Raw genomic sequence first — 12,340 nt, forward strand, 5'->3', positions numbered from 1 at the left:
CCCGTGTACGACGTCTCGCTGCTGCAGCTTCTCCTGATCGGCGTCGCCGGCCTGACCACGGCCGTGATCGGCGGCGTCGCCGGCTATGGCACCGGTGCGCTGATGCCGCTCGTGCTGGTGCCGATCGTCGGGGCCGAGCCGGTAGTGCCGATCATCGCCATCGCGGCGATCTTCAACAATTTTTCGCGCGCCACCGTGTTCAGGAACCAGGTCGACTGGCGGCGCGTGCCGCTGGTGCTGCTGCCGGCGCTGCCGACCTGCGTGCTGGGCGCCTTTCTCTACACGAGGCTCGACGGCCGCGGCGCCCTGATCGTCATCGGCACCATGCTGGTGGCGAGCGTGCCGCTGCGGCGCGTGCTGAAGACGCGCGGCGTGCGGCTCGGCCCGGCCGGGCTGGCGGCGAGCGCGACCGGGTGGGGCGTGCTGGTCGGCGGCACCTCGGGCGCCGGCATCATCCTGATCTCGATGCTGATGGCGGCCGGCCTCGAAGGCGCCGCCGTGATCGCCACCGACGCCGCCATCTCGACCGTGACGGGCCTGCTGAAATTCTCGGTGTTCGGCGCCTCCGGCGTCGTCACGGCGCAGGTGCTCGCCATCGGGCTGATGATGGGCATCATCGCGATCCCGGGCGCCTGGCTGGCCAAGCGCCTGGTCGAGCACCTGCCGATCAAGGTCCACACCGCGATCCTGGACGCCATGGTGATCCTCGGCGGCGCCGCGATGCTGATCCGGGCAGTGGCCTACTGAGGCGGACCACCATACATTTTCGAGATTTGCCACCCGACAGGGGTCCGGACATCAAGAGAAAAGCGGATTGACCACGACAGTTTCGCCGCCGGAGAACTGCTTGAAGTCGCGATCGGCGGACCACAGCTCGCGGACCGCATGCTGCCGACACAGTGCCAGGATCCGGGCGTCGTGGACGCGCGCACCGACGATCCGACGCTCCGTGACCAAGGCTCGAAGCGCGAACCAATGTCGCTCGGTCTCGCCCAGAACGACGAGCGTCGGCGATTCAAACCAAGCGTCGACCTGATCGACAGCGGCCGTGATCGGTGTCGGCGGATCGTAGATGCGGGGATGTGTGACGATCGCAAGGAACTCGTGCAGGCACGGCCACGGGATCGCCCACCTTTGGCTGCCTTCGGCGAGCGAACGTAGGCAGCGTTCGGCCGGCCCATGGAACGGCGAATCCTCGCGATGCGCATAGACGAGAATATTGGTGTCGACGGCGATCACCCGCCTCGACCCTCCTGTGCGATCTCCCGCAGCCGATCCCAGCCCGCGTCGCGGGCCGCCGGCGCCAGCCCCCGACCCTTGAAACTCGCCTTGCGCAAACGGAAGACCGGCGCAGCACCCCGGTCGGCCAGGATGTGCCGAAGCCCCTGCTCGACCAGCGCATCGACCGTCGTGGCTTCGCGCGCCGCCACGTCGCGGGCTTCGCGAAGCAGGGCGTCGGCGATGTCGAGCGTCGTTTTCATGCGGGCTTATGATCTCAATCGACCAACGCCACAGCTTATCGCCGAGACGGGCTGCGGGCAACGCCGTGCCGCCGGCGACACGCTGGCAGCATCACTCCTCGTCCTCCTCCTCGTCGGCGAAATCGCCGGCGAGGCGGAGGCCGTCGATCCAGGTCTCGCCGTTGCGCTAGATCACGGTCCGCGACGTGATGCCGCCGTGGTCCGCGAAAGCCTGCGCCAGCGTTTCCGAATGGGTGACCACCCAGATCTGACTGCGCGTCGCGGCCCGGATGATCATACGGGCGAGCGGCGCCAGCAGCTCCGGATGCAGGCTCGCCTCCGGCTCGTTGAGGGCGATGAATCCCGGCAGGCGATAGCCGAGCAGCGCGCCGGCGAGTGCGAGATAGCGCAACGTTCCATCCGACAGCTCGCCCGCCTCGAACACCCGCTTGGGGTAATCGGGAAACATCAGCCCGAACGATGCCGTGCGGCCGGGCGGCGGGACGACCAGGCGGGCCCCCGGAAAGGCATCGTCGATCGCCCGGTCGAGCTCCGACGTATCCTCGCGGATATGGACGAGCGTGGCGAATACGGCGGCGAGGTCGGCGCCGTCGGAGGACAGCGTCGGGGTCGTCACGGCGAGGCAGGGCTGGCGCAGCGGCGCGGCGCGGTCGGAGCGGAGGTCGTGATAGAACCGCCAATCCAGCATGGCGCGTCGGACGGCGTCGACCTCGGGAAAGCGCGCCGCATCCTGCATGGCGGCGAGCGCGGTTTCCGAGGCGAGCAGATGCAGGGCAAAGGGCTGCTTGCGTCCCTTGTCGTCGAGCGCCGTGGCGCGCGGGCCGGCGCGTTCCAGCAGCCTGAGCGGCCGGCGGCCGCTCTGGGAGACCAGCGTCTCCTGCTTGATCTGCGGCTCGAGCTGGAACGCCGCGTCCGTCACCTTGGGCAACCCGATCTCGTGCTCGTATGAAAACGTCAGCCCGGCGTGGACGTCGTAGGCGAGCTCGCCCTGCTCCCGGTCGTCGTTGCCGGCGGCGAGGTCGACCGACAGCTTGATGCGGGCCGGCTGGCCGACCCGTCGCGGGCCGGCCCACAGGGCCGACTCCATCCCGCCCTCGGCGGCGAGCTCGCGCGCCAGGGTGCCGGCAGCGGCCGCCTGCAGGAGCTGCAGGCTGCGGTAGAGATTGCTCTTTCCGACCCCGTTGGCGCCGACGAAGACGGTCAGCCGGCCGACCGGGAAGCGGATCGCGCGGAGCGATCGATAGCCGGCGACGCCGACCTCGCGGATGACCATGCCCCCTCACCACAGTCCCGTCACGGCGATCCCGTCACGGCCATTTCACCAGCGGCGGCATCGACGAGAGGATCGACTCGACATTACCGCCGGTCTTGAGGCCGAACACGGTGCCGCGGTCGTAGAGCAGATTGTACTCGACATAGCGGCCGCGGCGAACGAGCTGCTCGTCGCGCTCGGCGTCATTCCAGGGCGTTGCGACATTGCTGCGAATGATGGCCGGATAGGCGCCGAGAAATGCCTCGCCGACGTCGCGCGTGAAGGCGAGGTCGGCGGCCCAGTCGCCGGAATCGAGCCAGTCGTAGAAAATGCCGCCGACGCCACGCGGCTCCTTGCGGTGTGGGAGGAAGAAGTACTCGTCGCACCACGCCTTCAGCCGGTCGTGAGAGGCGACCGCGGCATGCGCCTCGCAGGCCCGTCGCATCGCCGCATGGAACGCCACCGTGTCGGGATCGTCCTGGGTGCGGCGGCGCGCCAGCACCGGGGTGAGGTCGCCGCCGCCGCCGAACCAGGCGCGGCTCGTCACCACGAAGCGGGTGTTCATGTGCGCGGTCGGCGCATGCGGATTCAATGGATGGGCGATCAGCGAGATGCCCGAGGCCCAGAAGCGCGGATCCTCGGCGGCGCCCGGGATGTCCTTGCGGAACTCGGGGGCGAACTCGCCGTGCACGGTCGAGACGTGGACGCCGACCTTCTCGAAGACGCGGCCGTGCATCATCGACATCACGCCGCCGCCGCCGGCCGCGCCCGAATGGTCGGTGCGGCTCCATGGCGTGCGCACGAAGCGACCCGGCGCACCGACATAGAGTGTCGCCGGAGCGTCGTCCTCGATCGCCTCGAAGGCGGCGCAGATGCGGTCGCGCAGCCCTTCGAACCAGGCTCTGGCCTCGCCCTTGCGGGTTTCGAGCACGGCGGGCTCGGGCAGCGGCGAGGAGGCAGCGGGGGTGAGGGGGGGCATGTCGGGGGCGTCCGGGTTTGGCTTTGCGATAATGTTTAGAGGGTCAAGGATGCGGCCCGGTGAGGGGCCACCTGATCAGATCGGTCGCGTTGCTCGTCTCGCTCGCGCCCATACGATCCTCCGCGACTAATCTCGGGAGACTAGATGGTTGTCGCCGGTCTGGCGCAAGGCCTCGCCGACCGTCATGGCGCAGGCCATCGCGACATTGAGCGAGCGCAGGCCGGGCCGCATCGGGATCAGCAGCCGGGCATCGGCGGTGGCGTGGACGCGCTCCGGCACGCCGCCGGATTCGCGGCCGAGAAGCAGCACATCGTCGGCCGAGAAGCGATGCTCCAGATAAGGTGTCGCGGCCGCCGTGGTGAGCAGCACCAGGCGCAGGCCGCGCGCCCGCCGGAACGCCTCGAAGGCATCGAACGAGGCGTGGCGGGTCAGCCGCACATGGTCGAGATAGTCCATGCCGGCGCGGCGAAACGCACGGTCCGTGGTGGGAAATCCGGCCGGCTCGATCAGATCGGCGTCGAGGCCGAGGCAGGCCGCGAGGCGGAGGATCGTCCCGGTGTTCTGCGGGATGTCGGGTTCGTAGAGGGCGATCCGCATGGCCTCAGCGGCTTGTCCGGACACGGCCGATGTCAGCTCCGCGAACGCATCGCCACGCGCCGTCCGCCGGTCGCGGACATGACGAACAATCGACACCGCTCGACCGCACCGTCTCACCTCCCGGCAGCCGGCCGGCCACACCGCTACGGGGACCGGGACGCCGTCGCCTCATCCTATTTGCCATATGCGGCTCTCGGCAACTGGACGGGCTTGCGCTTCCCGGGGAAAGGATGCCAATAGGAGATTAAGGTGGCGTGGAGTGCGCCTCCCGCGAGCCCGGCGCCGCGATTGTTCCCGCCGCCGGCTTTGCTCGGGCCCGCCCTCCCGGGGTTGCCCGCCCATCGATTGAAAGGGACCGAAGACTGTGACCAATCCGTCATTGCCAGCCGAGCCGACCCGGCGCGATTTCCTTTACATCGCCACCGGCGCGGTCGGCGCGATCGGAGGCGCATTTGTTCTCGTGCCGCTGATCGCCCAGATGAACCCCAACGCCTCGACCATCGCGGCGGGTGCGCCGATCGAGGTCGACCTCGCGCCGATCGCGGAGGGGCAGGTCATCAAGGTGACCTGGCGCGGCAAGCCGATCTTCATCTCGCACCGGACCAAGCAGGAGGTCGAGCAGGCCCAGTCCGTCAAGATGAGCCAGCTCCCCGATCCGCAGACCGACCAGGACCGGACCAAGCCCGGGCACGAGCAGTGGCTCGTCGTTGTCGGCATCTGCACCCATCTGGGCTGCATCCCGATCGCCAAGTCGGGTGATTACGGCGGATGGTTCTGCCCCTGCCACGGGTCGCAGTACGACGACTCCGGCCGCATCCGTCAGGGACCGGCGCCGGCGAACCTGCCCATTCCGCCGTACCGCTTCGTATCCGATTCCAAGATCGAGATCGGCTGACGCGGCCTCCGGACCGCAGCGCCCTCCGGACAGAGACACACCATGAGTGGACCTTCCAAGTTTCAGCCGACGCATCCCGTGCTCAAGTGGTTCGAGGCGCGGCTTCCCATCCTCAGCCTGCTGTACGATTCGTTCGTCTCCTACCCGACGCCACGGAACCTGAACTTCCTGTGGACGTTCGGCGCGATCCTGTCGTTCCTGCTGATGATCCAGATCGTCACCGGCATCATCCTGGTGATGCATTACACGGCGAACGCCGACCTCGCCTTCGCATCGATCGAGCAGATGATGCGCGACGTGAACTACGGCTGGCTGCTCCGCTATGCGCACGCCAACGGCTCGGCGCTGTTCTTCTTCGCCGTCTACATCCACATGTTCCGCGGCATGTATTACGGCTCCTACAAGGAGCCCCGCGAGGTGCTGTGGATCATCGGCGTGATCATCTATCTGCTGATGATGGCGACCGGCTTCCTCGGCTACGTGCTGCCCTGGGGCCAGATGAGCTACTGGGCCGCCACCGTCATCACCAACCTGTTCTCGGCCGTTCCGATCGTCGGCGAGACCTTGGTGACCTGGCTGTGGGGCGGCTACTCGGTCGGCAATCCGACGCTGACGCGCTTCTTCTCGCTGCACTACCTGCTGCCCTTCGTGATCGTCGCCTTCGTGGTGCTGCACGTCTGGGCCCTGCATGTGGTGGGTCAGAACAATCCGGCCGGCGTCGAGCCCAAGTCCGACGAGGACACGGTGCCGTTCACGCCCTATGCCACGTTCAAGGATCTGTTCTTCTTCTCGGCGTTCATGCTGCTGTTCTGCTGGTTCCTGTTCTACCTGCCGAACTATCTCGGGCACGCCGACAACTACATCCCGGCCAATCCGAGCGTGACGCCCGCCCACATCGTGCCCGAATGGTACTATCTGCCGTTCTACGCGATCCTGCGGGCCATCCCGAACAAGCTCGCGGGCGTCATCGCCCTGTTCGCCTCGATCCTCATCCTCGCCTTCCTGCCCTGGCTCGACACCTCGAAGGTCAAGTCGGGACGCTATCGGCCGCTGTTCAAGATCTTCTTCTGGATCTGGATCGCCACCTGCATCGTGCTCGGATGGCTCGGTGCGATGCCGGCGGAAGGCGGCTACGTGATCGCGTCGCGGATCCTGACGGCCTGGTACTTCCTGCACTTCATCGTCGTGCTGCCGGTCATCGGCATGATCGAGAAGCCGCTGCCGGTGCCGGACTCGATCACCGAGGACCATATCGGCGGTCACAAGAAGAAGGCGGGCGCCGTCGCGGCCCTGGTGGCGCTCGCCGCCCTGGTCGGCCTGTCGGTGTCGAGCGAGCCGGCCCGGGCGTCGTCCGAGCAGCCGAAGCCGCCCCAGCAGACCTGGACGTTCGCCGGTCCGTTCGGGACCTTCGACCGCGCCCAGCTCCAACGCGGCTTCCAGGTCTATCGCGAGGTCTGCTCGGCCTGCCACGGGCTCTCGCTCATGTCCTTCCGCAACCTGGCGGAGCCGGGCGGACCCGGCTTCACCACGGCGCAGGCGGCCGCGGTTGCCGCCGAGGCCAAGGTCAAGGACGGCCCGAACGACCAGGGCGAGATGTTCGAGCGGCCCGGCCGGCTGGCCGACCGCTTCCAGTCGCCCTATCCGAACCCGCAGGCTGCCGCGGCGGCCTTCAACGGGGCGGCGCCGCCCGACCTGTCGGTGATGGCCAAGGCCCGCACCTACGAGCGCGGCTTCCCGACCTTCCTGTTCGACATCCTGACCCAGTACCAGGAGAACGGCGTCGACTACATGGTGGCGCTGCTCGGCGGCTACGAGGATCCGCCGGCGGACTTCAAGCTGCCGGACGGGAGCAACTACAACAAGTACTTCCCGGGCCATGCGGTGGCGATGCCGCCGCCGCTGGCGGACGGGGTGGTCGCCTACACGGACGGTTCGCCCCAGACGCTGAATCAGTACGCCAAGGACGTCGCGGCATTCCTGATGTGGACGGCAGAACCGCATCTCGAGGCGCGCAAGCGCCTCGGCTTCCAGACCATGATCTTCCTGCTCGTCCTCACCGGTCTGCTCTACTTCACCAAGAAGAAGATCTGGCACGACGTCGAGCATCCGACCGAGGCGGCGCCCGGCCAGGATCCCAAGGCGACGAAGATCTGAGCCTACCTCCGATAACGGAGGCGTCACGGACCGGCCCGCGCAAGCGGGCCGGTTTCGTTTTTGGGGGGTGTGTTTTGGCGAATGGGGCCGAGGCGAAGCGCGCGGGGGTCTTCGCCTCCCCCTGGAGGGGGGAGGTCGGTGGACGAAGTCCGCCGGGAGAGGGTGATCGGCGAAGCCGGTGTTTGTGGCTTCACCCCACCCCGGACGTCCGCTGACGCGGACGCCCGACCCTCCCCCTCCAGGGGAGGGTAAAAGCCAGAGCTCCTCGACCTACGCCGCCTTCTCGGCCGCGATCATGTAGTTGACGTCCATGTCGCGGGCGAGCGACCAGCGGTCGGCGAGCGGATTGTAGATCACGCCGCTCTCGTCGGCGACGCTCAGCCCGGCCTGCTCCATGGCGGCCTCGAGCTCCTTCGGGGTGACGAACTTGTCCCACTGGTGGGTGCCGACCGGCAGCCAGCGCAGCACATATTCGGCGCCGACGATGGCCAGCGCCCAGCTCTTGAGGGTGCGGTTGAGGGTCGCCGCCACCATCAGGCCGCCGGGCTTGGCCATGCCGGCACAGACCGAGACGAACAGCGGCACGTCGGTGACGTGCTCCACCACCTCCATGGCCAGCACCACGTCGAATCGCTCCCCGGCCTCGGCCAGCGTCTCGGCCGTGGTGTTGCGGTAGTCGATGGCGAGGCCGCTCTTGGCGGCATGCAGCCTGGCGACCTCGATATTGGTGACCGCCGGGTCGGCTCCGACCACGCTGGCGCCGAGCCGCGCCAGCGGCTCCGAGAGGATGCCGCCGCCGCAGCCGATATCGAGAAAGCGCAGGCCCGACAGGCAGTCGATCCGCCGCGGGTCGCGCCCGAATCGCGCGCAGGCCGCGTCACGGACCCAGGCGAGCCGGACCGGGTTGAACTTGTGCAGCGTCGCCATCTTGCCGCGCGGATCCCACCAGGTCTCGGCGATCGCCTCGAAACGGGCGATTTCGGCCGCGTCGACCGTGGTGGACCTGTCGAAATCGATGCTCATGAAAACTGTCCGATGCTGGCGTCCGGCGGGACGCGGCGATGCGGGCGGGGCCGTTGCCATCGCGGGCCCCCGCCGTTATGTATACGCGCCTTTTTCGCGCCGGGATCAGCGCCATGCAAGCTTTCCCGCGCGCCCGTATCCGAAGGACGACCACGCCGCCATGGCCCGCCTCGTGATGAAATTCGGCGGCAGCTCCGTCGCCGATATCGACCGCATCCGCAACGTGGCCCGCCACGTCAAGCGCGAGGTCGACGCCGGCCACGAGGTCGCCGTCGTCGTGTCCGCCATGGCGGGGGCGACCAACAAGCTGGTCGAGCTCTGCCGCGCCGCCTCGGTGCTGCACGATCAGCGCGAATACGACGCCGTCGTCGCCTCGGGCGAGCAGGTGACATCGGGGCTGCTGGCCATCACGCTGCAGGCCATGGGGATTGCGGCCCGCTCCTGGCAGGGCTGGCAGATTCCGGTCACCACCTCGGACCAGCACGGCTCGGCCCGCATCCTGGGCATCGAGGGCGGCCCGCTGCTCGACGGCTTCGAGGCCGGCCAGGTCGCCGTGGTGGCCGGCTTCCAGGGCATCCACGCGGAGAGCGGACGCATCGCCACGCTGGGGCGCGGCGGCTCCGACACCTCGGCCGTGGCGCTCGCGGCCGCCATCAAGGCCGACCGCTGCGACATCTACACCGACGTCGACGGCGTCTACACGACCGACCCGCGCCTGGTGCCGAAGGCGCGGCGGCTCGACAAGATCGCCTTCGAGGAGATGCTGGAGATGGCCTCGCTCGGGGCCAAGGTCATGCAGGTGCGCTCGATCGAGCTCGGCATGATCCACAATGTCCGCATCTTCGTGCGGTCGAGCTTCGACAAGCCGGAGGACATCGATCCGCACCGGCCCCCTCCCGGAACCCTGATTTGCGACGAGACCGAGATCATGGAACACGAGGTCGTCACCGGCATCGCCTTCTCCAGGGACGAGGCGCAGATCTCGATCCGCAGCGTCGAGGACAAGCCGGGGGTGGCGGCCGCCATCTTCGGCCCGCTGTCGGACGCCAACATCAATGTGGACATGATCGTCCAGAACGTGTCGGCCGACGGCAAGACCACCGACCTCACCTTCACGGTGACGGCGGCCGACTTCGAGCGGGCCAAGGACACGATCGAAAAGGCCCGCTCCGCCATCGGCTTCGCCCGTCTCGACACGGCCGCCGAGGTGTCCAAGATCTCGGTCATCGGGGTGGGCATGCGCAGCCATGCCGGCGTCGCCGCCTCGGCGTTCCGGGCGCTGGCCGACCGCGGCGTCAACATCCGCGCCATCACGACCTCGGAAATCAAGTTCTCGCTGCTGATCGACGCCGCCTTCACGGAGCTGGCGGTACGCACGCTGCACACGCTCTACGGCCTCGACAAGGCCTGAGCGGGATTGCGCGGCCGGTCGTCCCGGCCGGCCGAACGCCCCGGCAGGCCACCGGGGGGCGCCAGACGACCGACAAAGCCGTTCAGTCGCAAAGTGTTGGACAATAAGGAAAAGAGCTGCGTCGCAGCACGTCCTTTCGCTTGCAGCGCACACGGCGCATTCGCTATAGCCGTCTTGGAGTCGCGCGACAGGCCCGCCCCGGCGCGATTCTCCGAACCGGACCCGAAACCTCTCGTCCGGGCCGGCCCCTGGTGATGCGACCCGGAAGGACCTCACGCGATGCGCGGTGCGCTGGGCGGTCCGCGCGTGCTGTTACGGCGCCTCCGCGAGGTGATGGCGGAGCCGGTCAGCGCGCAGGAACGCCTCGACAAGATCGTGGTTCTGATCGCCGCGAACATGGTCGCGGAGGTGTGCTCCGTCTACGTGCTGCGCGTGGACGGCACACTTGAGCTGTATGCCACCGAGGGCCTCAACCGGCAGGCCGTCCACCTGACCGTGATGCGCTCCGACGAGGGCCTGGTCGGCCTGGTCGCCACCGAGGCGAGCGCCATCAACCTCTCCGACGCGCAGGCGCATCCGGCCTTCTCGTACCGGCCCGAGACCGGCGAGGAAATCTACCGCTCGTTCCTGGGCGTGCCGATCCTGCGGGCCGGCAACACGCTCGGCGTCCTGGTCGTCCAGAATCGCGCGCGCAGGACCTATTCCGAGGAAGAGGTCGAGGCGCTGCAGACCACCGCGATGGTGCTGGCCGAGATGATCGCCTCGGGCGAGCTCACCTCGCTGGCCCAGCCCGGGGCCGAGCCCGCGGTGCGGCGGCCCGTCCACGTCAACGGGGCGGCCCTGACCGACTCGATCGCGCTCGGCCACGTGGTGCTGCACGAGCCACGCGTCGTCATCACCAATTTCATCGCCGACGACATCCAGAAGGAGCTGCACCGGCTCGGCATCGCCATCGAGACGCTGCGCGCCGAGCTCGACCTGATGTTGGAGAGCGGCGAGGTGGCGGAGGGCGGCGAGCACCGCGACGTGCTCGAGGCCTACCGCATGTTCGCCCATGACCGCGGCTGGGTGCACAAGCTCGAGGAGGCGGTGCTCACCGGCCTGACGGCGGAGGCCGCCGTCGAGCGCGTGCAGTCGGACACCCGCGCCCGCATGCTGCGCCAGACCGACCCGTATCTGCGCGAGCGCCTGCACGACTTCGACGATCTCGCCCATCGGCTGCAGCGCCAGCTCCTCGGCTACGACCACGCGCCGACCCGCGACAAGCTGCCCGAGCATGCCATCATCGTGGCCCGCTCGATGGGCCCCGCCGCACTGCTCGACTACGACCGCAACCGGCTGCGCGGCCTGGTGCTCGAGGAGGGCGGCGCCAACTCGCATGTGGCGATCGTCGCCCGCGCGCTCGGCATCGCCGCGGTCGGCGAGGTGCCGAACGCCACCGGCCTGGCCGATCCCGGCGACGGCATCATCGTCGACGGCGTCACCGGCGACGTGCACATCCGGCCGTCCCCCGACATGGAAGCGGCCTATGTGGAACGAGTGCGGCTGCGCGCCCGCCGCCAGCTCCAGTATCTCAGCCTGCGCGACCGGCCGTGCGTCACCAAGGACGGCCAGCCGATCACGCTGATGATCAATGCCGGCCTGCCGGTCGACCTGCCGCATCTCACCGAGACCGGCGCGGCCGGCATCGGCCTGTTCCGCACCGAGCTGCAGTTCATGGTGGCGGCGCAGTTCCCGCGCACCAGCGAGCAGCTCTCGCTGTATCGTAACGTGCTCGATGCCGCCGGCGGCCAGCCGGTGGTGTTCCGCACGCTCGACATCGGCGGCGACAAGGTGCTGCCCTACATGCGCAACTACGAGGAGGAGAACCCGGCGCTCGGCTGGCGCGCGATCCGCCTCGGCCTCGACCGGCCCGGCCTGTTGCGCAGCCAGGTGCGCGCCATGCTGCGCGCCGCCTCGGGACGCGAGCTGCGCATCATGTTCCCGATGGTCGCCGCCGTGCAGGAGTTCGACGAGGCCAAGGGCCTGGTCGAGCGCGAGCTGACCCATCTGCGCCGGCACGGCCACCGCCTGCCCGAGCGCGTCGAGGTCGGCACCATGCTGGAGGTGCCGTCGCTGCTGTTCCAGCTCGACGAGCTGCTGGACCGCGTCGATTTCCTCTCCGTCGGGTCGAACGACCTCCTGCAGTTCTTCTACGCCGCCGACCGCGGCAATTCGCGCGTCGCCAACCGGTTCGACCCGTTGTCGGTGCCGGTGCTGCGCGCCCTCAAGCTGATCGTCGAGCGCGGCCATGCGCACAGCAAGTCGGTGACGCTGTGCGGCGAGCTCGCCTCGAAGCCGATCGGCGCGCTCGCGCTGATCGCCATCGGCTTCCGCGCCTTCTCGGTGCTGCCTTCGGCGGTCGGTCCCGTGAAGGCGATGCTGCTCGACCTCGACGCCGGCAAGGCGGAGCGACTGATCGCCTCGCTGATGGCGATGCCGCTCGGCAGCGCCTCGATCCGTGCCGAGCTCACCGCCTTCGCCGAGGCCGAAGGCCTGACCCTGTGAG

10 protein-coding genes and 1 pseudogene are annotated in these 12,340 nt (G+C 68.7%); 5 read left to right on the plus strand and 6 right to left on the minus strand.

The genetic code is table 11. The features are described from left to right. Positions 1-3: 3 nt before the first annotated feature. Positions 4-747: a sulfite exporter TauE/SafE family protein gene (locus HXX10_RS09520; protein ID WP_296521939.1), complete on the plus strand. Its 744-nt coding sequence runs from the start codon at positions 4-6 to the stop codon at positions 745-747. Positions 748-798: 51 nt separating this feature from the next. Here HXX10_RS09520 and HXX10_RS09525 read toward each other — a convergent pair whose 3' ends face one another. From HXX10_RS09525 to HXX10_RS09545, 5 genes and pseudogenes are all read right to left on the minus strand, one after another. Further along, on the minus strand, positions 799-1,239 hold the full coding sequence (locus tag HXX10_RS09525) for a TA system VapC family ribonuclease toxin (RefSeq protein WP_296521940.1): 441 nt from the start codon (positions 1,237-1,239) through the stop codon (positions 799-801). Further along, the gene (locus HXX10_RS09530) at positions 1,236-1,481 is read right to left on the minus strand and encodes a hypothetical protein (protein WP_296521941.1); all 246 of its coding nucleotides are present in this window, start codon (positions 1,479-1,481) and stop codon (positions 1,236-1,238) included. The genes HXX10_RS09525 and HXX10_RS09530 overlap by 4 nt, the downstream gene beginning before the upstream one ends. A gap of 91 nt (positions 1,482-1,572) precedes the next feature. Continuing rightward, positions 1,573-2,754 (minus strand): annotated as a pseudogene (locus HXX10_RS09535) (AAA family ATPase). A 34-nt stretch (positions 2,755-2,788) separates the two neighbouring features. Continuing rightward, positions 2,789-3,712: an oxygen-dependent coproporphyrinogen oxidase gene (gene hemF, locus HXX10_RS09540; RefSeq protein WP_296521942.1), complete on the minus strand. Its 924-nt coding sequence runs from the start codon at positions 3,710-3,712 to the stop codon at positions 2,789-2,791. Between the two features lie 126 nt (positions 3,713-3,838). Then, entirely contained in the window at positions 3,839-4,309 is a 471-nt protein-coding gene (locus HXX10_RS09545) for a tRNA (cytidine(34)-2'-O)-methyltransferase (RefSeq protein ID WP_296521943.1), read from the minus strand. 364 nt (positions 4,310-4,673) lie between these two features. Here HXX10_RS09545 and petA point away from each other — a divergent pair, with 364 nt between their 5' ends. Together petA and HXX10_RS09555 are read left to right on the plus strand one after the other, a co-directional pair. Then, positions 4,674-5,204, plus strand: a complete 531-nt coding sequence (gene petA, locus HXX10_RS09550) for a ubiquinol-cytochrome c reductase iron-sulfur subunit (RefSeq protein ID WP_296521944.1) — start codon at positions 4,674-4,676, stop codon at positions 5,202-5,204. A 42-nt stretch (positions 5,205-5,246) separates the two neighbouring features. After that, positions 5,247-7,358 carry a cytochrome c1 gene (locus HXX10_RS09555; protein ID WP_296521945.1) on the plus strand — a complete coding sequence of 704 codons (2,112 nt, stop codon included), beginning with the start codon at positions 5,247-5,249 and terminating at the stop codon, positions 7,356-7,358. A 270-nt stretch (positions 7,359-7,628) separates the two neighbouring features. Here the strand turns inward: HXX10_RS09555 and ubiG are convergent, their stop codons facing one another. Further along, complete coding sequence (gene ubiG / locus HXX10_RS09560; RefSeq protein WP_296521946.1) at positions 7,629-8,381, minus strand: bifunctional 2-polyprenyl-6-hydroxyphenol methylase/3-demethylubiquinol 3-O-methyltransferase UbiG; 753 nt, start codon at positions 8,379-8,381, stop codon at positions 7,629-7,631. Positions 8,382-8,541: 160 nt separating this feature from the next. Here ubiG and HXX10_RS09565 point away from each other — a divergent pair, with 160 nt between their 5' ends. Both HXX10_RS09565 and ptsP read left to right on the plus strand, forming a co-directional pair. After that, entirely contained in the window at positions 8,542-9,792 is a 1,251-nt protein-coding gene (locus tag HXX10_RS09565; protein WP_296521947.1) for an aspartate kinase, read from the plus strand. 279 nt (positions 9,793-10,071) lie between these two features. Next, positions 10,072-12,339, plus strand: a complete 2,268-nt coding sequence (ptsP, locus tag HXX10_RS09570) for a phosphoenolpyruvate--protein phosphotransferase (RefSeq protein ID WP_296521948.1) — start codon at positions 10,072-10,074, stop codon at positions 12,337-12,339. The last annotated feature ends 1 nt before the right edge of the window (position 12,340 follow it).

The organism is Rhodoplanes sp., assembly GCF_013377085.1.
GTDB lineage: Bacteria > Pseudomonadota > Alphaproteobacteria > Rhizobiales > Xanthobacteraceae > Rhodoplanes.

Coding starts and splice junctions, on each gene's coding strand:
- HXX10_RS09530 (WP_296521941.1), bottom strand. CDS start 1,481: ATGAAAACGACGCTCGACATCGCCGACGCCCTGCTTCGCGAAGCCCGC.
- hemF (WP_296521942.1), bottom strand. CDS start 3,712: ATGCCCCCCCTCACCCCCGCTGCCTCCTCGCCGCTGCCCGAGCCCGCC.
- HXX10_RS09545 (WP_296521943.1), bottom strand. CDS start 4,309: ATGCGGATCGCCCTCTACGAACCCGACATCCCGCAGAACACCGGGACG.
- HXX10_RS09555 (WP_296521945.1), top strand. CDS start 5,247: ATGAGTGGACCTTCCAAGTTTCAGCCGACGCATCCCGTGCTCAAGTGG.
- ubiG (WP_296521946.1), bottom strand. CDS start 8,381: ATGAGCATCGATTTCGACAGGTCCACCACGGTCGACGCGGCCGAAATC.
- HXX10_RS09565 (WP_296521947.1), top strand. CDS start 8,542: ATGGCCCGCCTCGTGATGAAATTCGGCGGCAGCTCCGTCGCCGATATC.
- ptsP (WP_296521948.1), top strand. CDS start 10,072: ATGCGCGGTGCGCTGGGCGGTCCGCGCGTGCTGTTACGGCGCCTCCGC.